Genomic DNA, 21,392 nt, shown 5'->3' on the forward strand with positions numbered 1-21,392 from the left:
CGTATGTTGATGCTTCATTGAGCCGGTGTTTATCGGCCTCCGGAAGTCTCTGGGGCATGCTGATCAACACCACCGGTGACGAGCTCTCCTGGCAGGAGACGGCACTGTGCGCACAGACGGGCCCGGCCTTCTTCTTCCCGGCCCCCGGCTCCTCCACCCAGGAGGCGAAGCAGCTGTGCAGGGCGTGCGAGGGGCGGGTGGCGTGCCTGGAGTACGCGCTGGCGAACGATGAGAAGTTCGGGGTGTGGGGCGGCCTCTCGGAACAGGAGCGGCACCGGCTGAAGCGCAGCCGGGGGTGACGCGGACCGCTTCATGTCGTATGCATCCTCCCGCCCGTCACGAGCCCGGCCCGCTCGGCGAGCACGTCGGCTTCTTCCGTCCCGCCCCCGGATACGGCCTGCGCCGAAGCCTCGGGCACCACACGGACGGGGAAGTGCCCGCCGACGGGTGACACGACACCCCCGTACCGGGGGTCACCGGCGAACCAGATCGTTTGGGGGGAGGGGTTCCGCTTCCGCGCGAGGTTGCCGGAGTACCAGGTGATACGCAGCACGGGCATGTACGCGTGCGTGAACCTGATTTCGATGGACTTGGGGCTCTCCAGCGAGCGACGCGGGTAGGCACAGGGGTACGCACGCCACGGATAGGTCTCCAGCACCTTGGTCAGTCGCTTGGTGCGGCGAAGGGCCAGCCCCGCGGCCAAGAGGCATGGCGGGTAGCAGACCGCGTTGATCAGCAGGAGCCCGGCCATTTGTGATCGGGATTGGGCCATGGCCAGGAGGATGGAAATCGCACCCACGAGTACCACCGCGAACAGCCAAAGCCTTCGTTTGACGATGAGAAGCCGGAGTCCCTGTGCCGTGGGTGGGTGATGCAGCGCCTGTTCGTCCGGGGGTGGTGAAGCCTGTGCCGGTGTCATGAAAACAGCTCCAGGATGCGCGAAGGCCGTCGCACGGGTCCGGCCGACTCCACCGGATCGATGAAGCTCATGGTCCGGGCGATGCCTTCGAGGATGGATGAGTACGCCTCCGCGTGCCGGGTAGCCGCGCTTGTGAGGTCGGCCACGACGACGTGGACATTGGTCGGGCAGGGCACGGTCAGTCGTGCTTGGAAGACCTCAACAGGCGGTGCTGTGACGCCTCTTTCCTCCAGTGAGCCCGGAGAAGGCGGCATCAGCGTGCCCGCCACGAGTGCAGCCGGCACGTCTCCCGGCAGCTTCAGCAGCCGACCTGTGTTGGTGCTCCAGCGAGGGGAGTTGGCCTGGGCGAGTGCGCACTGTGCCACCGCGAGTGCGGCTGTCCGCGAGGCGATCTCGGTCACCGACAGAGAAAAGAACGACACGCAGCTGCCGTTGTCGCCTTCTGGGTGGACACCGACGGAGGTATGGACGTTCTCGCTCTCCCGCAAGGCTGCGAACAAGTCCACGAGGGTGTGGGCATCGCGGAGGGCCTGGCCGCGTAACTCGGTTCCTTCCAGCATCGGCATCAGAACAGCCGAGACCGACTGCTCGAATTCGGCGAGGTCGATCCCGTCGAGTGAGTGGTATCCGGGCGGCAGCCGGAACCACACAGGTGGGGCGGATGTGGTGGTCATGGAACTCCTCACATTCGCGCTCACTGGGTGATCGACACCCAAACGCGGGCTGCCTTTGCCGCAGAGCCGGGGCCGTCGTCGACCACCGCTCGGGTGCCGTCGACAGCTGTTGCTCCCTCCGAAACCGACTCGTTGTCGCTCCACGGGCCGTAGTGAGTGCCGGCTGTTACAGCTCCGGATCCCGGCAGCGCGTACTTCACCGACTTCTGCACGAGATCGGGAGTCCGGTGCAGTGCCCAGCTGGTCAGCGGATTCTCCACCTGACGCATCTCGTCCATCGCGGTGACCGCCCCGCTTTTGAAGCCCGATGATCCTGCCTGCACGGCGGCGAGTGTCCCGGGGCCGGTGAGGGCGTCCGCGGCGTGAACGGCCGCCGAAGCGGACTTGGTTCCCTGAGCGATGGCCGCCACGCCGGGCACGGAGCCGAGAGCGTCGCCCGTCAGGGTGACGGCGCTGCCCCAGAAATCGCTGTCTAGCTGCCCCTTGGTGAAGCCGTCCTTCAGTGATCTGTGGATCTTCGGATCGGTCATGTGGAGGGCAAGCGCCCCCATGCTGGCGCCGGTGGCCACGAACAACAGGGCCAGGCCGACCGGCCCGCAGAAGGGGCCGATCACCAGGGCCAGGAACCCTGCGACGGCAGATACGTCGGACAACAGGTCACCAAGGTCCTCGTCGATCCACTTGAGGGCCTTGTCCAGAATCCCCGGCTCCCTCGGGGCCAAGCCCCTCGTCGCCTCGTTGAGGGACTTGGCGATGCGGGCCGCCTCGGCGCGGTGGGTTTCCTCCAGTTCGCGGGCCAGCCGGCGGACCGACTCCAGTGCCTCACGCGCGTTGATCACCGCGGTGGCCGCGGCGCGCAGCTCCGCCTCGGGGGTGTCGGGCGCGGCCCGGAGGCGGGCCTCGCGGGACTCGGCCCGGGTGAGGGTCGTGTGGTCCGCGCGGGCCTGGGACTCGTAGCGCGCCGCGGTGGACTGGTAGCCGACCAGGTCGTCGTGCCAGCGGCCCAGCCGGGACGCCGCCTTCGACACCGAGCGGTGCGCGTTGCGGAGGTAGCGGGGCAGATCCCCGTCCAGCGCGGAGCGGAACGCGTCGGCTGCCTCGCCGTGCCAGTACGCGCTCTCGCCGAGGAGGTTGTCGATCAGCCGGTACGCCGTGGAGAGGGCGGTCGCGGACGTGGTGAGCCGGGTCCGGAGCGCGGAGACGGCGCCGGGGCTGCCGGGAGCGGGGTCCCACCCGAGATGCGGATACTCAGCCACGCGGGGCCACCGCCCGGAACGCCGCCTCGATCGCGGTGTCGACCTGGACGTAGCCCTTGTGGCTGAGCGTCACCCCGTCCCGTACCGAGGCGATCGAGTCCCGGAGCTGGTCCGCGCCGTACTTCCACCGCCGCTGGAAGCCGTCGCAGGCCGCGTCGAGTTCCTTGGTGCCCAACTGGTCGGCGCGGATGTGCGCCAGGGCGTGTCTCGCCTCGCTGAGGGAGGTCAGGGAGCGGTTCAGGGCGCGGGAGAAGCGGCCCAGCTGATCGGTGTCCACCCGGAGATCGCGATCCATGGCGGACCACCCTGGCAGAACACCGCGCGGATCGGACAACTGCCATACTTCTCACGGGTGGTGGGACCCCGGGACGCTGACGCCTGTGCCCGGCGCGATCGCGCATCCGTGAGATGCCCTGAGCCCGGGGACGGCGAGGGATCCTCGGCCGTGTCGTGGCAGCCGCGATCCGGAAAAGACCCTCCCGCCGGCTCGCCTGGGAGACGGCCGGTGAGTCCGCCGCAGGCCGGAACTCCGGTGCGGGCGCCCGTGACGTCTGCCATCGTCGTCGTATGACCACGTTCGATGATCTGGTTGCCGAGGGTTCAGCCGTTCCCACGGAAGGCTGGGACTTCTCCTGGTTCACCGGTCGTGCCACCGAACAGCGGCCTTCGTGGGGCTATGCGCGGCTGCTCGCGGACCGGATGACGAAGGCCGGGGCGGCGCTGGACATCCAGACCGGGGGCGGCGAGGTACTGGCCTCGGTCCCGGTCGCCCCACCGGTCGTGGCGGCGACGGAATCGTGGCCGCCGAACGTGGCGATCGCCCGGCGCAACCTGGCGAAGTTCAGCGCGACCGTTGCCGAGGTCGGCGATACGGCCGACCTGCCCTTCCCGTCGGACCACTTCGACCTGGTCGTCAGCCGTCATCCGGTGGTGACGCGCTGGGACGAGGTCCGCCGGGTCCTGCGTCCGAACGGCACGTACCTCTCCCAGCAGGTGGGCTCCGGGTCGGTGCGTGAGCTGACCGAATTCATGATGGGTCCGCAGCAGACCTCGGTCCATCCGTCCCTGGGACCGCTCGCGACCACCGCCGGGGCCGACCCGATCGCGGCCACCTCCGCTGCCGAAGCGGCGGGTCTGGAGGTGGTCGATGTGCGCCAGGAAGCACTGCGGATGGAGTTCTACGACATCGCGGCGGTGGTCCACTTCCTCCGCAAGGTGATCTGGATCGTCCCGGGTTTCACCGTCGACGCCTATCGCGGGCGTCTGGCGGAGCTCCACGACTTCATCGAACGCCATGGGCCCTACGTGTCCTACTCGCGGCGTTTCCTCATCGAAGCCCGCAAGGGCTGACCCGGCCGTTCGGCACGGAGCACCCATACAACGGAGCACCGATGGAACGGGGCTGGTCCGGCGCGGCGTACGGCTGTGTGTCTCGCGGCCGGACCGGTGGCCTGCGCGCCGGAATCGCCCGCCGCCGTCCCACGGCCTTCCGGGGCGGCACCGCCGTCCGCGCCCGCCCGCGATCCGGGCACCGGGACTTCTCGCCGCGGCGTGTCGCGGTCGTCCGCTGTCCGCCGGGGCTCCCGCCACCGCCGTGACCTCACCGGCCCAGGCCGTACGCGCTGTCGCCGCCTCGGCCGGCGGAAGCGGATCACCACAGTCCGGGCGGTACCGCCCGGCCCGTCCGAGAGGCGCCGCGGCCCGCTTCATCCGGCCGGAGGGACCCGGCGGCCGGAGTTCGACGACACCGCTCAGCCCGCCGCCCGCGCCGCCATGCGGGCCTTCCGGGCGGCGAGCCTCTCGTCGAACTTGGTCGCCTCGGCGTTCAGCCCGCCCATGTACAGACCCAGCTCCTCCTGCGCCTTCAGGCCCTCCGGGCCGAGGTCGCCGATCTCCAGCACCTTGAGGAAGCGCAGGACGGGGGAGAGGACGTCGTCGTGGTGGATGCGCATGTTGTAGATCTCGCCGATCGCCATCTGCGCGGCGGCCCGCTCGAAGCCGGGCATGCCGTGGCCCGGCATCCGGAAGTCGACGACGACATCGCGCACGGCCTGCATGGTCGGATCGGGCGCCAGCTCGAACGCCGCGCTCAGCAGATTGCGGTAGAAGACCATGTGCAGGTTCTCGTCGGTCGCGATGCGCGCGAGCATCCGGTCGCAGACGGGGTCGCCCGACTGATGACCGGTGTTGCGGTGCGAGACCCGGGTGGCCAGCTCCTGGAAGGCGACGTACGCCACCGAGTGCAGCATCGAGTGCCGGTTGTCGGACTCGAAGCCCTCCGCCATATGGGCCATCCGGAACTGCTCCAGCTTGTCCGGGTCGACCGCGCGCGAGGTGAGCAGGTAGTCGCGCATCACGATGCCGTGCCGGCCCTCCTCCGCGGTCCAGCGGTGCACCCAGGTGCCCCAGGCGCCGTCACGGCCGAAGAGACTGGCGATCTCGTGGTGGTAGCTGGGGAGATTGTCCTCGGTCAGCAGGTTCACGACGAGAGCGATGCGGCCTATGTCGGTGACCTTGGACTGCTTCGGCTCCCACGCCTCGCCGTCCTCGAAGACACCGGGGTAGTTCCGGCCATCGCTGAAGGGGACGTACTCGTGCGGCATCCAGTCCTTGGCGACCTTGAGATGACGGTTGAGCTCCTTCTCCACCACTTCTTCGAGGGCGTAGAGCAACCGGGCATCGGTCCACGCTTCCGAAGAACTGCCGAGGTGGGGAGAGGTGATGGTCACGGAGGCTCCTGGGGACGGGAGAGTTACCTACGGATTCGTAGGTTACGAGACCGTAGGTTAAGGGCGCGGTAAGCCTTCGTCCAAGCCCGTCCGGGAGAGGTCCGACTGCGTAGTGTGATAATTGCAGGTGAGAGGGTCTATGAGTGCAGTTCTCGGAGCCGTACGGAGAGGCAGGTCACGCAGCCTTCGAGCTTCTCGAACTCGCTGATGTCCACCGGGACCGGCTCATATCCGAGGTCCGTGAACAACTCGGCGGTCTTCGGCGCGCTCGACGCCATCAGCAGCCTTCCGCCGCCCAGGAGCACGACGTGCGCTCCGGACGCCTCCGGCACCGGCAGCAGACCCGGGAAGAGGGACGGCGTGTCGATCAGCGGCTCGTATCCGATGACGGTCCCGTCCGGGAGAGCCGTGACGGCGGATTTGAGATGGAGCACCTTGCTCACGGGCACGGCCACGACCCGGGCTCCCAGCGGTTCGAAGACCGCCCGCAGCTGCTGCACCCCGGCCGCGTTCGTCCGCCCGCCCCGGCCGACGTACATCGTGTCGCCGATCTTGAGCACATCGCCGCCGTCGAGGGTGCCCGGCTGCCACACCCAGTTCACCGAGCAGCCGAGACGGCCCAGGGTCTCCTCGACGGACATCGTCTCGGCCCGGCGGGTCTCCGCGCCCGGCCGGGTGATCAGGGCGACATTGCGGAACATCACCACGGTGTCCTCGACGAACACACCGTCCGGGCAGTCGTCGGCGGGTTCGGTCTCCACGGTCTCCCAGCCGTGCTCGCGCAGGGTCTCGGCGTACAGCTCCCACTGGACGAGTGCCAGCTCGGCGTCCACGGGAGTGCGCTCGGTATGCGTGACGAGCCCCTCCGGCAGGCGCGGGCTGGGGCGGCGGATCAGGGCTTTCCTGCTGGGCACGGAAACTTCTCCAGGAATGTCGGGTCTGGTGTGGGTGGGCCCATCATGGACCGCGCCGCTGGACCAGGGAATCCCCGCTGCGTGACCTATGAGAGTTCTGTGACACATGGGCAGCGGTTCTCATGGCCCGTCCCGCCTCCGGCCATCTCTCCCGAGCCCGGCCCGCGCGCCGCCGGCACCCCGCGACCGGGCAGCGGATCACCCCCGCCGCCCGCGCCCGCCGTGCCCGGGGCGCGGCGCGCGGGCTCCGGGTGCCCGACCGCCGACACCCACGGCCCCCTTCAGCTCGCGGCGCAGATACTCCGCCGTGAACGACTCGGGATGGTCGAGAAGCTGCTTCGGAGTGCCCTCGAAGACCAGCTCACCGCCGTGCTTGCCGCCGTCGGGGCCCAGATCGACCACCCAGTCCGCGCGCTTGACCACATCCATGTTGTGCTCGACGCAGATCACCGAGTTCCCCGCGTCCACCAGCCGGTCCAGCAGCCCGACCAGGGTGTCCACATCCGCCATGTGCAGTCCGGTGGTCGGCTCGTCGAGTACGTACACGCTGCCCGTGCGGTGCAGTTGGGTGGCGAGCTTGAGCCGCTGCCGCTCCCCGCCCGACAGGGAACTCAGCGGCTGGCCGAGCGCGAGATACGTCAAGCCGACGTCGTTGAGGGTCCGGAGCTTGCGCAGCAGCCGCTCGTCGTCGAAGAAGTCCATGGCCCGGGCCGCCGTCATGTCCAGGACGTCGACGATGGACCGCCCCGCGACCCGGTGCTCCAGTACGTCGTCGTGGAAGCGCCGCCCCTCGCACACATGGCAGGTCGTCGTCACCGGGTCCATGAAGGCGAGGTCGGTGTAGATGATCCCGCGCCCCGCGCACTCCTGGCACGCGCCCGTCGAGTTGAAGCTGAACAGGCCGGGCTTGACGCCGTTCTCCCTCGCGAAGACCTTGCGGATGGTGTCCATCACCCCGAGGAACGACGCCGGGGTCGACCGCGAGGAGGCGGTGATCGCGCCCTGGTCGATCACGATCGCCTCCGGGTGGGCCGTCGTGAACACCTGAGACACCAGGGTGGACTTGCCGGAACCCGCGACCCCCGTCACCGCCGTGAGCACCCCGACCGGGAAGCGCACATCGATGCCCTTGAGGTTGTGCAGCGCCGCACCGGTGACCGGCAGCCACGCGGTGGGGGAGCGGAAGGACTCCTTCATCGGTGTACGGCGGCGCAGACACCGCCCGGTGAGGGTGTCCGCGTCACGCAGCCCGTCCAACGGTCCCTGATAGACCACGTGCCCGCCGTCCGTACCCGCCTCGGGTCCCATGTCGACGATGTGGTCCGCGATCGCCATCACGTCCGGGTCGTGCTCCACCACCAGCACCGTGTTGCCCCGGTCCCGCAGCCGGGTCAGCAGATCGTTCAGCCTGCCCACATCGCGCGGATGCAGCCCGACGCTCGGCTCGTCGAAGACGAAGGTGAGCCCGGTCAGCGAACTGCCCAGATGCCGCACCATCTTCAGCCGCTGTCCCTCACCGCCCGACAGGGTGGTGGTCTCCCGGTCCAGGGAGAGATAGCCGAGCCCGATCCCGGCCAGCCGCTCCAGGCGCTCCCGCGCGGCGGCGGCGATCGGGCCGGCCACCGGGTCGTCGATCCGGCGCAGCACCTCCACCAGGTCGGTGATCTCCATCCGGGTGTAGTCGGCGATGGTGAGTCCGTCGATACGGGTCGCGAGCGCGGCCTCGTTCAGCCGGGCCCCGCCGCACGCCTCGCACGCCCGGTGCACGGTGAAGCTCTCGGCGGCCTCCCGGCGCTTCTCGGAGAGATTCCCGGTGTCGCGCTTGAGGAAGAGCCGGGTGAACCGGTTGACGATCCCTTCGAAGCGCATGTCGAAGGAGCCCGACTTCAACTCCAGCCGGACCGGGGAGTCATCTCCGTGGAGCAGCAGTTCCCGCTCGGCCGCGGTGAACTCGCCGAGCGGCTTGTCCGCGTCGAAGTGGCCCGACGAGGCGTACAACTTCCACTCCCAGCTGCCCACCGCGAGCCCGGGAAGCAGCAGGGCGCCCTCGTTCAGCGACCTTGACCAGTCGACGGCGCGGTCGATGTCGAGCCGCACCGTCCTCCCGATGCCGTCGCACACCGAGCACATGCCGGCCGGATCGTTGAAGGAGTACGCGGTGGCCGAGCCCGCGCTCGGTGCGCCGTGGCGTGAGAACAGCACCCGGATCACCGAGTAGATGTCGGTCATCGTTCCGACGGTGGAGCGCACATTGCCGCCGACGGGCTTCTGGTCGACGACGATCGCCACCGAGAGATCGTCGATCTCGTCGACGTGGGGGCGCTCGTACTTCGGCAGCCTGTTTCTGACGAACCAGCTGAAGGTCTCATGGAGCTGGCGCTGCGACTCGACGGCGATGGTGTCGAAGACGACGGACGACTTCCCCGAACCGGACACCCCGGTGAACACGGTGATCCGGTTCTTGGGGACGGCGAGCGAGACGTCCCGGAGGTTGTTCTCCCGCGCACCGGTGATGACGATGTTCTGTGGCATACGGGCGACGCTAACCCGAAATCACGACAACCTCTGTCGTGATTTCGGGCCGCGCGGAAACCGTGGGAGCCACCCCTGATCGATTCACATCTCCTGCGCCCCCTCCTCCTTCTCCTCCTCCCGGAGCCTGCCCTCGCGGACGGCCTCCACGTCCGTGTCCCGCAGCCCGCCGTCCAGCAGCAGCCACCGGGTGATGCCGATCGACTCCAGGAACGGCACATCGTGGCTCGCCACGATCAGCGCGCCCTCGTACGCGTCGAGCGCGGCCGTCAGCTTCCGTACGCTCGCCATGTCGAGGTTGTTCGTCGGCTCGTCGAGCATCAGCAGCTGGGGAGCCGGCTCGGCCAGCAGCAGGGACGCCAGCGCCGCCCGGAACCGCTCGCCGCCCGACAGGGTGCCGGCGATCTGATCCGCCCGCGCCCCCCGGAACAGAAAGCGCGCGAGCTGCGCCCTGATCCGGTTGTTGGTCGCGGCGGGCGCGACCTCGGCCACGTTCGCCGCCACGCTCAGCGTGTCGTCGAGCACATCGAGCCGCTGGGGCAGAAAGCGCAGCGGTACCAGGGTCTCCGCCTCGCCCGCGACCGGCGCCAGCTCCCCGGCGATCGTCCGCAGCAGGGTCGTCTTGCCCGAGCCGTTGCGGCCGACCAGGGCGATCCGCTCCGGCCCGCGGATCTCGAACTCGCCCTCCACCCGTGCCCCGTGGGGAAGTGTCAGTTCCGTCAGCCGCAGTACGCCACGGCCCGGATGGACCTTGGTGTACGGCAGTTCGATATGGATCTCGTCGTCGTCCCGGACGGCCTCCACCGCCGCGCCGAGCCGCTCCTTGGCCTCGTTGAGCCTCTCGGTGTGCATGATGCGGTGCTTGCCCGCGGACTCCTGGGCCGCGCGTTTGCGCTCACCCATGACGATCTTCGGCTCGCGCTTGGTGTCGTACATCTTCTGGCCGTACCGCTTGCGGCGGGCCAGCTTGACCTGGGCGTCCGCCAGTTCACGCTTCTGGCGCTGCACATCGGCCTCCGCGACCCGGACCATGCGCTCGGCCGCCTCCTGCTCGACCGCGAGCGCCTCCTCGTACGCGGAGAAGTTCCCGCCGTACCAGGCGACCGTCCCGTCTCGCAGATCGGCGATCTGGTCGACCAGTTCGAGCAGTTCACGGTCGTGGCTGACCACGATCATCACCCCGGACCAGGAGGCGACCGCGTCGTACAGCCGCTTGCGCGCGTACAGATCCAGGTTGTTCGTCGGCTCGTCCAGCAGCAGGACATCCGGCCTGGCCAGCAACAGGGCCGCCAGCCGCAGCAGGACACCCTCGCCGCCCGAGACCTCGCCGATGGTGCGGTCCAGACCGATATGGGCGAGACCCAGCTGGTCGAGCGTGGCACGTGCCCGCTCCTCGACGTCCCAGTCGTCGCCGACGGCCGTGAAGTTCTCCTCGCTCGGATCGCCCGCCTCGATGGCGTGCAGCGCGGCGCGTGCGGCGGCGATGCCGAGGACCTCGTCCACGCGCAGCGCGGTGTCGAGTACGAGGTTCTGCGGCAGATAGCCGACCTCGCCCGCCGTGCGGACCGTGCCGTCGGACGGGGTCAGCTCCCCGGCGATCAGCTTCAGCAGCGTCGACTTGCCCGAGCCGTTGAGACCGATCAGCCCGGTCCTGCCGGGACCGACCGCCAGCTGGAAGCCGTCGAAGACCGTGGTGCCGTCGGCCCAGGAGAAGGACAGTGCGGTGCAGGTGACATGGGTGGAAGCAGTAGACATACGGGGTCTCCCGGTTGCGTGGAAGGAGCAGGGGGCAACGGGTGGAGACACCGGGGTACGTACGACAGGAGCCGGGAAGAGGGTCCCGGCCGGGAAGAACGGCTCGAACGCCGAGGTCGCACGCACTGCGCACTCGCCGGAACGGCGGTGGCGCACGGTGTCCCAGACCTCAGACGAGCAACGTCCTTCTCCTATCGACGGCAACAGAACCGCGAACGACGTTAAACGGCCCGCTGGACGCCGTCAAATGATTTTCCTGCCTGTCCTGCCTGTCCTGCCTGTCCTGCTGCCCGGGGGCCCGGCGCCCGGCACGGTCCTGTGTGGTCCCGGGTCCCCGCGTCCGGCGCCGGTCCCGGAATCCGTCCCGGGGGTCCCGGAGGCGGCCGGGCGTTCTCCCGGGGAGCGCGTCTTCCGGCCGCCGGAGTGCCCCCTGGCCCCGGCGGGGCCGCCCGGGATCACGGCGGAATCCTGCGTGCGGCCGTCCCGAACCGGGTGTTTGATGGGCGTATGAGGACGCAGAGTGATCTTGCCCGCCGCTTCAGGAGTCTGCACACCCCGGGCAGCCCGCTGGTGCTCCCCAACGCCTGGGACACCGCCAGTGCCCTGATCATCGCCGAGGCGGGAGCCGCGGCCGTCGCCACGACCAGCGCCGGTGTCGCCTGGTCCCTCGGTGCCCCGGACGGCGACCGGGTGGACCGTACGGAGGCGCTGGCCCAGGTCGCCCGGATCGCCGTCGCCGTCCCCGATCTGCCGGTCTCCGCGGACATCGAGGGCGGCTTCGAGGAGGCGGACGGAGGTGTCGCCGGGACCGTCCGCGAGGTGCTCGCCGCGGGTGCGGTCGGGATCAACATCGAGGACGGGCCACGCCCGCCCGCCGAGCACGCGCGCCGCGTCGCCGTGGCCCGCGAGACGGCCGACGCCGTGGGGGTGCCGCTGTTCGTCAACGCCCGCATCGACGTCTTCCTGGCGGGCATCGGCCCCGAGGCCGGACGGCTGGACGAGACCCTGAAGCGGGCCGCCGCGTGTGTCGCTGCGGGCGCGGACGGGGTGTTCGTCCCGGGGGTCACCGACGCCGGGACGGTCGCCGCGCTGGTGCGTGGCATCGACGCGCCGCTCAATGTGCTCACCGGCCCCGGCGCGCCCGCCACGGCGGAGTTCGCGCGCCTCGGCGTGGCGCGGATCAGCGCGGGCTCCTCCCTCGTCCGCGCCGTCCACGGACTGGTCCGGGACGCGGCCCGTGAGCTGCTGACCGAGGGCACCTGCGTCTCGCTGGAGGGCGGTTACGACTACGCCCGGATCAACGCCCTGCTGGAGAGCGTCCGGTAGGCGCGCACGACGGCCGGGACGCCGGACGACACCCCGGGAAGCCGGCGGTCGGGGAGCCCGGCGGGTCGCTCAGGCGGCGTCGCGCAGCAGCTCGTCGAGATTGTGGTCGATGTCCAGATGCAGATGCTCCAGCCCCACGGGGACCGCGCTCTGCGCGCGCCGCAGAAAGCGCCGCAGCTCGCCGGTGCGGACCTGCACCATCGCGATGCCCTCCGGGGCGTGGAACTCCAGGACCGTGCGGTCGTGTCCGTATGGCCTGATCCGTACGTCCCCGACGCCCGCCGGCCGCTCGACGCCCGCCGCCAGCAGCTCGCGGGAGAAGGCCCAGGACACCTCGATGCCCTCCAGCGTCGCCGGGGGAGGGAACGCGATCCGTACGGCGAAGGGATCGGCGCTCTCGTAACGCAGCGTCACCGGCACCGCGTCCATCCGGCGTGCCGGAGCCATCAGCCTGGCCTGTACCGCCTGTTCGATGATGGTGGTCAAGCTGGTACTCCTCCGTGCGCGGCCCCCGGACGCATCCCTGACACCGGTAGAGACCGCCGAACCCGCGGTTTCGTGCATCGGAAGGGTGCGTGACCTGTGTCACCGCTCGATGTGGACGTCCGAATGGTTGTGGTACGGGCTGTTTCGGGCGGTCCGCAGCTGTGCCGCACGGCCCGGAGCCCGGTCGCCCGCCCTGTCGTCGGTACGGATGGTGACGTCCCCGCGCGTGATCCACCGGCCGGATCCGGCGGCCGCGACCACCGCCGGGCCGTCGGCCGGTCCTCCCGACGCCGTGCGCGTCACCGGGCGGGGCGGCCTTCGAGGCCGATGGTGCCGACGGTGCACCCGGTGCCGACGTCGATTTCCGGCCTCGGTGTCCCGTGCTCCGTACGCCGTTTCCCGGGAGACGGTGAATGGTCCCGGCCGGGGAACGAGTGCCCGGAATCGCACCCTGGACGGGGTGTCGCGGGTGGGCTAGCTTCCAGCGCCATGATGCCCCAGGGGAAGACGAGACGAATGGTGTCGGTGGGACTCGGTGTCCTGGCGATGGCCGCCGCCCTCACCGCACCGGCACGGGCCGCCGGGGCGCCGGAAGCAGGGCTCCGGGCCGCCTCGGGGGACGCGGCCGGCGGGCCGGGCTGGAGCCTCAAGTCCACCGGCACGGACGTACGGTTCAGGGGCCTCGCCGCCGTCAGCCGCACCACCGCATGGGTGGCGGGAGCCCGGGGCACGGTCCTGCGGACCGGGGACGGCGGACGTGTCTGGCGCGATGTCTCGCCCCCGGGCGCGGCGGGATTGGAGTTCCGGGACATCGAGGCGTTCGACGGCCGGCGCGCCGTGGTGCTGGCCATCGGAGAGGGCGAGGCGTCCCGCATCCTGCGCACCACGGACGGCGGCGCCACCTGGACGGAGTCGTTCCGCAACACCGACCCGAGGGCCTTCTACGACTGCGTCACCTTCTTCGACAGCAGGAACGGCCTCGCCCTGAGCGACCCGGTGGACGGGAAGTTCCGCGTCCTCGCGACCGCCGACGCCGGCCGCACCTGGAAGGTGCTGCCGAGCGCGGGAATGCCCGAAGCCCGGCCGGGCGAGGCGGGCTTCGCCGCCAGTGGACAGTGTCTGGTGGCCTCCGGACCGCGGGACGTCTGGTTCGCGACCGGGGGCGGTGCCACCGCACGGGTGCTGCACTCGCGGGACCGGGGACTGAACTGGACCGCCGCCGAGGCGAGTGTCCCGGCCGGTGATCCGGCACGCGGGGTCTTCGCGCTCGCGTTCCGCGACCGGTGGCACGGCATCGCCGTGGGCGGTGACTACCGCACCGGTCTGCCGTCCCCGCGTGCCGGGGCGGTCACCTCGGACGGAGGACGGATCTGGCGGCAGTCCGCGGTTCCGCCGCCCGCCTACCGCTCGGGTGCGGCCTGGCTGCCGGGCAGCCGCGCCGCCGCGCTCGCGGTCGGGCCGACCGGCACCGATCTGACCGTGGACGGCGGCCGCACCTGGCGGACCGTGGACACCGGCTCGTACGACGCCGTCGACTGCGCGCCCCGCTCCGGCTGCTGGGCGTCGGGCGAGAAGGGCCGGGTGGCCCGTCTGGAAGCCCGGTGAGGGCGCGATCGCGGCGGCGTGATCCCCCGGGCGCGGGTCTGCCCGAGGGACGTGTGCGGTGTGCGGCGGTACGGCACCGGCCACGACCGGGGGCCGGAGGGTTTGCTCCCGCGGCCGGACCGCGGCCCGGGACGGTAAGGACCGCCCTGCGGCGGCCGCCCGTGTCCGTACCGTCCGCCGGATACGCCTGTGCGGGCGGCGGGCATCACGCGGCGGCGCGCCCGCCGTCCGCGCACCGGGCATCACGCGGCGGCGCGCCCGCCGTCCGCGCACCGGGCATCACGCGGCGGCGCGCCCGCCGTCCGCGCACCGGGCCTCCGGCGGGTTCAGGACGCCGACTGCTGCCGGTACGGGGCGAGTTCGGGTGCCGTCCTGGTCGCGATGAACTCCGTGATCCGGTACTCGCACACCCCGCCGACGGTGAAGGGGTCGGCCGCCGCGATCTCCTCGATCCGCGCGCGGTCGTCCCCGACGGCCAGGATCACCCCGCCGTCCCGCGGGTTCTTGCGCCCGGAGGCGATGAACACGCCCTCCTCGTACAGGGCGTTCAGCCAGGACAGGTGCGCGTCGAGCAGTTCGTCGGCCCGCTCGACGGGGGCGGTGTAGGTCAGCTCCAGTACGAACATGATCGCCAGGCTACGACACCCGGGAGGCCCGCCCTTGTGCGTAGGCTGGACAGCACCATGAGGATCATCGAAGTGCCCGCCGGCTGGCCCGCCGACGAGAAGGCGGCCCGCGCCGTCCAGGACGAGCTGCGTACCCGTGTCGTCCTGGACGAGGTGGGCCCGCCGCCCGGGTCCGGCCCGGTCACGGGCGTCGACGTGGCGTACGACGACGCGCGCGATCTGGTCGCCGCGGCAGCCGTCGTGCTGGACCCGGACACCCTCGCCGTCGTGGAATGGTCCACCGCCGTCGGCCGGGTCGCCTTCCCCTATGTACCCGGACTGCTGGCCTTCCGGGAGCTGCCGGCCGTGCTCGCCGCCCTCGGATCCCTCGGCTCGGACCCCGGCCTGATCGTCTGTGACGGCTACGGCCGGGCCCACCCGCGCCGGTTCGGCCTCGCGAGCCATCTCGGCGTACTCACCGGTCTGCCGGCCATCGGCGTCGCCAAGAACCCGTTCGTCTTCACCCACGGCACCCTCGGCCCGGACCGGGGTGACGCCGCCGCGCTCCTTCCCCGGGAGGGCGACACCGGCGAGGAGGACGCGGGGAGCCGGGAGGGGCGGGACGAGGTGGGCCGGGCACTGCGTACGCGCCGGGACGTGAAGCCGGTCTATGTGTCGGTCGGCCACCGGGTCACCCTCGACAACGCGTGCGCGCACACACTGCGGCTGACCCCCCGTTACCGGCTGCCCGAGACCACACGTCTGGCGGACCGGCTCTGCCGCCGGGCACTCGCGGACGCGACCGCGCAGGTGCCGCCGTACTCACCTACTCATCCGGGCGGCTGAGTACCCGGCCGGATACCGGCCACGGCCCGCGATCGGCAGGCTGCCGCGCATGGCATCACAGACACGGACAACAGCACGGGCGCGGACGCGGACCACGACGCGGGCACAGGCACGGACACAGGACCAGGGGCGAGCGTCGGCAGGGGCGCAGGCCCCCGCGGCACCCCGGCGGACACCCGCACCCGACCCGGCACCGACGGGGACGCGCCCCGCGCCCGGCCGCCCCCGGACCGGCTCGGTCCGCCCGGTGGAACGGGCCGTGACCGCCGCGCTGATCACGGCCGCCGTCGCGGGTTTCGGCTGGGTGGGATGGATGATCTCCACCGCACTGACCGGCTGAACCGGCCCCCCGGGCAGTCGGCCGAGTGAACCGAGGGCCGCGGCACCCCGCCACGGGGCGCCGCGGCCCTTGCGCCTTCGCCAGGGGCGCGCGGGAAGTGGCACGCGCATCGGCCGGCGGGTCCCGGACGGGGGACGGCCGGGACCGGTGGCATGGCGGACCGTACGGAAGGGGAACGGGGTGGCGCCCGCAGGCAGGGAGGACCCGGTCAGGGGTAAGCGTGTGCGCCGATTGGTGGGGGATCGGCTTGCTGGCGTGCGGGCACTGGTGAAGGATCACATTACCGGATGTGACGCCTATTTATCGTGATGTCGCGATTCGTGGCGTGTCGTCCTCTATCTGCTCGATCTCATGAGGAGTGGCCATGGAAGACAGTCCGCCCAGCCGCCGACGGCTGTTGTGGGGTGCTACCGGCGCGGCGGGTACGGCTCTGACCGCCGTCGGGCTGCCCCGGCTGATGAGGCCCGAGGAGAAGGTGAAGGCCGCGCCGCCGCGCCCCGTGCGCAAGACCCCCGCCCCCGCACCGCCCGCGAGCCCGCGTCCGGACCGCTCGGTGGACTACGCCCCCGCCTTCTGGGTCGAAGCCTGCGAGTCCAATTACATGCCCTCCGACCGTCCCGAGGCGTACCCCATCAACTACGTTGTCATTCACCTGACAACAGATGTCTTCCCGATCATGCTCGCCATGTTCAAGGACCCCACCGAGCGTGTGTCCGCGCACTACATGATCAGCGCAACCGGCACCCGGATCGCCCAGTGCGTGCGCGAGCGCGACGTCGCCTGGCACTCCGGCAACGTCTGGTACAACCACCGGAGCATCGGTATCGAGCACGAAGGCTGGATCGACCAGCCCGAGTACACCGACGGGATGTACGAGACATCCGCCGTGCTCACGGCCACGATCTGCGCGAAGTACGACGTGCCGGTCGACCGGGACCACATCGTGGGCCACATCGAGGTCCCGCTGTCCACTCATGAGGACCCCGGGCCCTCGTGGAACTGGAACAAGTACATGAGGCTCGTCGAGACCGCCCGCCGGCGCATCGGGGCCTGACACCGCGTCGGCCCCGTCACGCGGGCTTGCCGTCGCCGTAGAGCCACGAGTCCCAGATCGCGTCGAGGTCCCGGCCGGCCTCGGCCTCCGCGTACGCGGTGAAGTCGTCCGTGGAGGCGTGCCCGTGGCGGTGGCGCTGGGTCCAGCCCCGCACCAGGTTGCGGAAGGCCTTGTCGCCCACGGTCTGGCGGATCTTGTGGATCACCATCGCGCCGCGCACGTACACCGGCTGGCCGAAGATGTCCGAGGCGTTCGGCGGCGCGGCGGGCGGGAAGGCCCACTCGTCGTCGTCCGCGGCCTTGGCGTGGTTGCGGTCGAAGTGGTCCTGGGCGCCGGCCCCGCCGTGGTCCTCGGTCCACAGCCACTCCGCGTAGGTCGCGAAGCCCTCGTTGAGCCACATGTCCCGCCAGGTCCGCGGGGTGACGGAGTTGCCGAACCACTGGTGGGCCAGTTCGTGCACCACGTTGGTGGTGTGGAAGATGCCGGCCGGGATGGTCGGCCTGGTCTGGGTCTCCAGGGCGTAGGGCACACCGGCCGCCTGATCGACGATCACCCCGGCGGCGGAGAAGGGGTAGGGACCGAACCTCCCCTCGGCCCATTCCATGATCTCGGGGAACCGGCCGAGGACCGCTCCGTCCTCGTCCACGCCCGCGGTCTTGTCCATCGCCGACACGACCGGGACGCCCGACCGGGTCCGGGAGGTCTTGATGTCGTAGCTGCCGATGGCCACGGTCGCCACATAGCTGGCCATGGGCTCGGACTGGTGCCAGTGGAAGGTGGCGCGGTCGCCGTGGGTGCGCCGGGCGCGCAGCCGCCCGTTGGAGATCGCCTGCACCTCCTTGGGGACGGTGACGGTGATGTCGTACGAGGCCTTGTCCGAGGGGTGATGGTTGCCCGGGAACCAGGACATCGAGCCCGTCGGCTCACCGAACGCGACCGCTCCGTTGTCCGTCCTCAACCAGCCTTCGCGCCACCCGTGGTCATGGGTGATCGACTCCGGCGTGCCCGCGTAGCGCACGACGCCGCGGAAGGCGGCACCCTTCCTGAGGTGATCGCGCGGCTGCAGGGTCAGCTCCTGCCCGTCCTGCCGAACCCGCGCCTCGCGGCCGTCGACGGTGGCGCTCAGCACCTCCATGCCGAGGAGGTCGAGATTGAAGGCGCTGAGATTCCTGGTGGCCTTGGCGGTGATCTCCGCAGTGCCCTCAAGGCGGCCGCTGCCGGGGTCGTAGGCCAGGGTCAGGGCGTAGTGGGAGACGTCGTAGCCGCCGTTGCCGAGCTCCGGGAAGTACGGGTCACCGGCGCCCGCGGGAGCGGGGTGCCCGCCCCGGAACACCGTGCCGCCGGCCCCCGTCCGAGCGGTGTCCGCGCCGGTACGGGCACCCGCACTCGCGTCAGCGCCGGTAGGGGCACCCGCCCCACCGCCGCCATGGCCGTCGGACTGCGAGCACGCGGGGAGTGTGGCGAGCAGGCTCGCGACCGCGAGGGCGGCCAGACGTCCGGAAGTCTTCACGCAGCCGATCATGACCCGGCCCCGGGCGCCCCGACCCCGCCACGCCGTGAGCATGACCCCTCCGGCGGGCACGGCCACGGCCCGGATGCCGCCGACCGGGTTGCGCCGGCGGAACGCCATGGACGGAACGCGGCGATCGTGCAGCGCGAGCGGCCCGACCGCGCGCGGACAGCCCTCAGCGTGTCGCGGCGATCCGGAACCGGATACCCGCCGCTCTCAGGCGGGCCAGCAGCGCGTCCCCCATCGCGACGGCCGGGGTGAGCTGCCCGGAGGTGTCCGGCAGCGCGTCGTACACCAGGCACAGGGCCGACTCGGCGAAGATCTTCGCCGTCTCGTCGTGGCCCGGGTCGCCGCCCGACACCTCCGTGAACACCGTCCGGCCGCCGCCCTCGCCCACGAACCGCACCGAGAACCAGCTTCTCGCCCGGCGTTCCTCGTCGGGGCCCTGACCCGGCCCGAGCCGGTCCGAGAGCCGGCGCCGGGCGGGCGGCAGCTGGGCCAGCCCCACCAGCGCGCCCACCGCCACCACCGCGCCCACGGCCGTCGGCAGTGTGCGGAACGACGCGTAGTGCCGGTAGCGGAAGTCGGGGCCGTAGCGGGGCAGCGCCCGCGCCGAACGGGCGATGATCTCCGCGTCGATCAGGGGCAGGGGCAGCGCCCAGGCGTTCGTCTCCCGGCTGAACCGGGGCCCGCCGATCGGCGCCCGCGCCCGGCGCCCCACCGACCGGGGCTCGTGCAGCCGCCGCTCGTGGGCGGCCCGCAGCAGCTGCCGGCCCCGGCCCATCGTGTGGAGTGCCGAGGCGAGCGTCCCGCCGGAGAAGACGGCGCCGGACCGGACGAACCCGTCCACCCGCAGCGGCACGTCCCGGGGCAGCTGCCGGACCGTGAAGTACGCGCCCAGGTCGTGCGGCACGGACTCGAAGCCGCAGGCGTGGATCAGCCGTGCGCCGGTCTCGCGGGCCCGCGTGTCATGGCGTACGAACATCAGATCCACGAACTCGGGCTCGCCGGACAGATCGATGTAGTCGGTGCCGGCCCGCGCGCACGCGGCGACCAGCGGCTCGCCGTACCGGAGATAGGGGCCGACGGCGGTGGCCACCACCCGGGTGGACTCGGCCAGTTGCCGCAGTGCGCCGTGGTCGTCCGCGGTGGCCTCGATCAGCGGCAGCTCCGCGCAGTGCGGATGGCCGGCGGCGAGCCGTTCGCGCAGCCGCTCCAGCCGGGCGCGGCTGCGGCCCGCGATCGCCCAGCGGCAGCCGTCGGGCGCGTGTCCGGCGAGGTACCGGGCCGTCAGTTCCCCGACGAATCCGGTCGCCCCGAAGAGCACGATGTCGTACGGGCGCTCCGCGCGAGCGGTCCCGTCCTGCCTGTTCAATGGCTCCTCCGCCGGTGCGCCCGAGCTGTCGTGGTGGCTGAGGCTAGCGCGCCCGCGCACCGGGGAAGAAGGCGCCCGCACCCTCGGTGCCGGAGTCCGTTCGGTCCGCCTTCCGGGGTGGTCTCCGGTCTTCCGGTGAATCCGGGCGCTCGCCCGGGGAAACCCTTGTAAGCGGTGAAACGTGTTCCTACCATCGCTGGTGTTACATCACTTGTGTCACATCACGGCTGGGGGCTCGATGACGGCGAACTCGACGGCGAGAACAGGGAACGGCCCGCTCGGCGGCGTACGCGTGGTCGAACTGGCGGGCATCGGGCCCGGCCCGTTCGCCGCCATGATGCTGGCCGACATGGGCGCGGATGTCGTGCGCGTCGACCGGCCCGGCGGCTCCGGGCTCGCGATCGACCCCGCGTACGACCTGACGAACCGCGGCAAACGCTCGGTGCTGATCGACCTCAAGGCCGACGGGGGATCAGCCCGGGTCCTCGACCTCGTCGAGCGCGCCGACATCCTGATCGAGGGCTATCGGCCGGGCGTCGCCGAACGGCTCGGGGTCGGGCCGGACGCGTGCCTCGCCCGCAATCCGCGGCTGGTGTACGGGCGGATGACCGGCTGGGGCCAGGACGGCCCGCTCGCCGAGCGCGCCGGGCACGACATCGCGTACATCGCCGTCACCGGAACGCTCGGCATGATCGGCAGACCGGGTGAGCCCCCCACGGTCCCCGCCAATCTCGTGGGGGACTACGCGGGCGGCTCGCTCTACCTCGTGATCGGCGTCCTCGCGGCGCTCCAGCACGCCCGCACCGACGGCGGAACGGGCCAGGTCGTGGACGCGGCCATCGTCGACGGCGCCGCCCATCTCGCCACGATGATCCACGGAATGATGGCCGCCGGGGGCTGGCGGGACCAGCGCGGGGCCAACCTCCTCGACGGCGGCTGTCCCTTCTACGGCTGCTACGAGACCTCGGACGGTCAGTACATGGCGGTCGGCGCGCTGGAACAGCAGTTCTACGACGAGTTCGTGCGGCTGCTGGGCATCGGGGACGAGGCGCCCGCCCGCAAGGACTTCGACCGCTGGGACGAACTCCGGGACGCCGTCGCCGCCCGCTTCAGGACCCGGACACGCGCCGAGTGGACGGCCGTGTTCGAGGGCTCGGACGCCTGTGTGGCCCCGGTGCTCTCCCTGGGCGAGGCCCCGGCCCACCCCCACCTCGCGGCGCGCTCCACGTTCGTCGGCCACGGCGGGATCACCCAGCCCGCGCCCGCGCCCCGGTTCTCCGCCACGCCCACCGCCGTGACGAGCGGACCGGCCCTGCCGGGCGCCGACTCGGCCCAGGTGGCACGCGACTGGGAGGTGCCGGGGCTAGGGCGGGCCGGCACCGGGGACGGCGACCCGGCCCGCTGACACGGGAACGGCCCCGGAGCCGGCCGGGCCGGCCCACCCCACACCCCCCGCACCTCCATCC

General features: G+C 71.4%; 19 protein-coding genes. 7 read left to right on the forward strand and 12 right to left on the reverse strand.

What is annotated here, in order from left to right; genetic code table 11:
• The first annotated feature begins 56 nt into the window (after nt 1-56).
• Nucleotides 57-299, forward strand: a complete 243-nt coding sequence (locus tag ACFYT4_RS16370) for a WhiB family transcriptional regulator (RefSeq protein ID WP_389268856.1) — start codon at nt 57-59, stop codon at nt 297-299.
• Between the two features lie 11 nt (nt 300-310).
• Here the strand turns inward: ACFYT4_RS16370 and ACFYT4_RS16375 are convergent, their stop codons facing one another.
• The 4 genes from ACFYT4_RS16375 to ACFYT4_RS16390 form a co-directional block, all read right to left on the reverse strand.
• Nucleotides 311-772, reverse strand: coding sequence for a hypothetical protein (locus ACFYT4_RS16375; protein ID WP_389268858.1), 462 nt, complete (start codon nt 770-772; stop codon nt 311-313).
• 143 nt (nt 773-915) lie between these two features.
• Nucleotides 916-1,593 (reverse strand): hypothetical protein, encoded by a 678-nt coding sequence (locus ACFYT4_RS16380; protein ID WP_389268860.1) that lies wholly within the window; start codon nt 1,591-1,593, stop codon nt 916-918.
• 20 nt (nt 1,594-1,613) lie between these two features.
• Nucleotides 1,614-2,849, reverse strand: coding sequence for a hypothetical protein (locus tag ACFYT4_RS16385; RefSeq protein ID WP_389268862.1), 1,236 nt, complete (start codon nt 2,847-2,849; stop codon nt 1,614-1,616).
• Nucleotides 2,842-3,144 carry a hypothetical protein gene (locus ACFYT4_RS16390; RefSeq protein WP_389268864.1) on the reverse strand — a complete coding sequence of 101 codons (303 nt, stop codon included), beginning with the start codon at nt 3,142-3,144 and terminating at the stop codon, nt 2,842-2,844. The genes ACFYT4_RS16385 and ACFYT4_RS16390 overlap by 8 nt, the downstream gene beginning before the upstream one ends.
• Nucleotides 3,145-3,416: 272 nt before the next feature.
• On the opposite strand from ACFYT4_RS16390, the gene ACFYT4_RS16395 reads away from it, so the two are divergent.
• Nucleotides 3,417-4,199: a methyltransferase domain-containing protein gene (locus ACFYT4_RS16395; RefSeq protein ID WP_389268866.1), complete on the forward strand. Its 783-nt coding sequence runs from the start codon at nt 3,417-3,419 to the stop codon at nt 4,197-4,199.
• Between the two features lie 401 nt (nt 4,200-4,600).
• Here the strand turns inward: ACFYT4_RS16395 and ACFYT4_RS16400 are convergent, their stop codons facing one another.
• From ACFYT4_RS16400 to ACFYT4_RS16415, 4 genes are all read right to left on the reverse strand, one after another.
• Nucleotides 4,601-5,578, reverse strand: coding sequence for an acyl-ACP desaturase (locus ACFYT4_RS16400; protein WP_389268868.1), 978 nt, complete (start codon nt 5,576-5,578; stop codon nt 4,601-4,603).
• 137 nt (nt 5,579-5,715) lie between these two features.
• The gene (gene ddaH, locus ACFYT4_RS16405; RefSeq protein WP_389268870.1) at nt 5,716-6,492 is read right to left on the reverse strand and encodes a dimethylargininase; all 777 of its coding nucleotides are present in this window, start codon (nt 6,490-6,492) and stop codon (nt 5,716-5,718) included.
• Between the two features lie 198 nt (nt 6,493-6,690).
• Entirely contained in the window at nt 6,691-9,024 is a 2,334-nt protein-coding gene (locus ACFYT4_RS16410) for an ATP-binding cassette domain-containing protein (RefSeq protein ID WP_389268872.1), read from the reverse strand.
• Between the two features lie 84 nt (nt 9,025-9,108).
• Complete coding sequence (locus ACFYT4_RS16415; protein ID WP_389268874.1) at nt 9,109-10,779, reverse strand: ABC-F family ATP-binding cassette domain-containing protein; 1,671 nt, start codon at nt 10,777-10,779, stop codon at nt 9,109-9,111.
• A gap of 507 nt (nt 10,780-11,286) precedes the next feature.
• Between ACFYT4_RS16415 and ACFYT4_RS16420 the strand changes: the two genes are divergently transcribed.
• The gene (locus ACFYT4_RS16420; protein ID WP_389268876.1) at nt 11,287-12,105 is read left to right on the forward strand and encodes an isocitrate lyase/phosphoenolpyruvate mutase family protein; all 819 of its coding nucleotides are present in this window, start codon (nt 11,287-11,289) and stop codon (nt 12,103-12,105) included.
• 69 nt (nt 12,106-12,174) lie between these two features.
• Here ACFYT4_RS16420 and ACFYT4_RS16425 read toward each other — a convergent pair whose 3' ends face one another.
• Complete coding sequence (locus ACFYT4_RS16425) at nt 12,175-12,591, reverse strand: SsgA family sporulation/cell division regulator (protein WP_389268878.1); 417 nt, start codon at nt 12,589-12,591, stop codon at nt 12,175-12,177.
• Between the two features lie 516 nt (nt 12,592-13,107).
• Here ACFYT4_RS16425 and ACFYT4_RS16430 point away from each other — a divergent pair.
• Entirely contained in the window at nt 13,108-14,196 is a 1,089-nt protein-coding gene (locus tag ACFYT4_RS16430) for an oxidoreductase (protein ID WP_389268880.1), read from the forward strand.
• A gap of 326 nt (nt 14,197-14,522) precedes the next feature.
• Here the strand turns inward: ACFYT4_RS16430 and ACFYT4_RS16435 are convergent, their stop codons facing one another.
• A complete protein-coding gene (locus ACFYT4_RS16435) occupies nt 14,523-14,822 on the reverse strand; it encodes a YciI family protein (protein ID WP_389268882.1) in 300 nt (99 codons plus the stop codon).
• Nucleotides 14,823-14,879: 57 nt separating this feature from the next.
• Here ACFYT4_RS16435 and ACFYT4_RS16440 point away from each other — a divergent pair, with 57 nt between their 5' ends.
• Nucleotides 14,880-15,647 carry an endonuclease V gene (locus ACFYT4_RS16440; protein ID WP_389268884.1) on the forward strand — a complete coding sequence of 256 codons (768 nt, stop codon included), beginning with the start codon at nt 14,880-14,882 and terminating at the stop codon, nt 15,645-15,647.
• Between the two features lie 704 nt (nt 15,648-16,351).
• Nucleotides 16,352-17,041: an N-acetylmuramoyl-L-alanine amidase gene (locus ACFYT4_RS16445; RefSeq protein WP_389268886.1), complete on the forward strand. Its 690-nt coding sequence runs from the start codon at nt 16,352-16,354 to the stop codon at nt 17,039-17,041.
• A 16-nt stretch (nt 17,042-17,057) separates the two neighbouring features.
• On the opposite strand, the gene ACFYT4_RS16450 is transcribed toward ACFYT4_RS16445, so the two are convergent.
• The gene (locus ACFYT4_RS16450) at nt 17,058-18,563 is read right to left on the reverse strand and encodes a M1 family metallopeptidase (RefSeq protein ID WP_389268960.1); all 1,506 of its coding nucleotides are present in this window, start codon (nt 18,561-18,563) and stop codon (nt 17,058-17,060) included.
• A gap of 163 nt (nt 18,564-18,726) precedes the next feature.
• Nucleotides 18,727-19,926 (reverse strand): saccharopine dehydrogenase family protein, encoded by a 1,200-nt coding sequence (locus ACFYT4_RS16455; RefSeq protein WP_389268888.1) that lies wholly within the window; start codon nt 19,924-19,926, stop codon nt 18,727-18,729.
• A gap of 238 nt (nt 19,927-20,164) precedes the next feature.
• Here ACFYT4_RS16455 and ACFYT4_RS16460 point away from each other — a divergent pair, with 238 nt between their 5' ends.
• Nucleotides 20,165-21,331 carry a CaiB/BaiF CoA transferase family protein gene (locus ACFYT4_RS16460; RefSeq protein WP_389268890.1) on the forward strand — a complete coding sequence of 389 codons (1,167 nt, stop codon included), beginning with the start codon at nt 20,165-20,167 and terminating at the stop codon, nt 21,329-21,331.
• Nucleotides 21,332-21,392: the final 61 nt, after the last annotated feature.

The organism is Streptomyces sp. NPDC004609, assembly GCF_042873655.1.
In the GTDB taxonomy this organism is placed as follows: domain Bacteria; phylum Actinomycetota; class Actinomycetes; order Streptomycetales; family Streptomycetaceae; genus Streptomyces.

Coding starts and splice junctions, on each gene's coding strand:
- ACFYT4_RS16435 (WP_389268882.1), bottom strand. CDS start 14,822: ATGTTCGTACTGGAGCTGACCTACACCGCCCCCGTCGAGCGGGCCGAC.
- ACFYT4_RS16460 (WP_389268890.1), top strand. CDS start 20,165: ATGACGGCGAACTCGACGGCGAGAACAGGGAACGGCCCGCTCGGCGGC.
- ACFYT4_RS16430 (WP_389268880.1), top strand. CDS start 13,108: ATGGTGTCGGTGGGACTCGGTGTCCTGGCGATGGCCGCCGCCCTCACC.
- ACFYT4_RS16395 (WP_389268866.1), top strand. CDS start 3,417: ATGACCACGTTCGATGATCTGGTTGCCGAGGGTTCAGCCGTTCCCACG.
- ACFYT4_RS16375 (WP_389268858.1), bottom strand. CDS start 772: ATGGCCCAATCCCGATCACAAATGGCCGGGCTCCTGCTGATCAACGCG.
- ACFYT4_RS16415 (WP_389268874.1), bottom strand. CDS start 10,779: ATGTCTACTGCTTCCACCCATGTCACCTGCACCGCACTGTCCTTCTCC.
- ACFYT4_RS16410 (WP_389268872.1), bottom strand. CDS start 9,024: ATGCCACAGAACATCGTCATCACCGGTGCGCGGGAGAACAACCTCCGG.
- ACFYT4_RS16440 (WP_389268884.1), top strand. CDS start 14,880: ATGAGGATCATCGAAGTGCCCGCCGGCTGGCCCGCCGACGAGAAGGCG.
- ACFYT4_RS16390 (WP_389268864.1), bottom strand. CDS start 3,144: ATGGATCGCGATCTCCGGGTGGACACCGATCAGCTGGGCCGCTTCTCC.
- ACFYT4_RS16420 (WP_389268876.1), top strand. CDS start 11,287: ATGAGGACGCAGAGTGATCTTGCCCGCCGCTTCAGGAGTCTGCACACC.
- ACFYT4_RS16450 (WP_389268960.1), bottom strand. CDS start 18,563: ATGATCGGCTGCGTGAAGACTTCCGGACGTCTGGCCGCCCTCGCGGTC.
- ACFYT4_RS16380 (WP_389268860.1), bottom strand. CDS start 1,593: ATGACCACCACATCCGCCCCACCTGTGTGGTTCCGGCTGCCGCCCGGA.
- ACFYT4_RS16370 (WP_389268856.1), top strand. CDS start 57: ATGCTGATCAACACCACCGGTGACGAGCTCTCCTGGCAGGAGACGGCA.
- ACFYT4_RS16445 (WP_389268886.1), top strand. CDS start 16,352: ATGGAAGACAGTCCGCCCAGCCGCCGACGGCTGTTGTGGGGTGCTACC.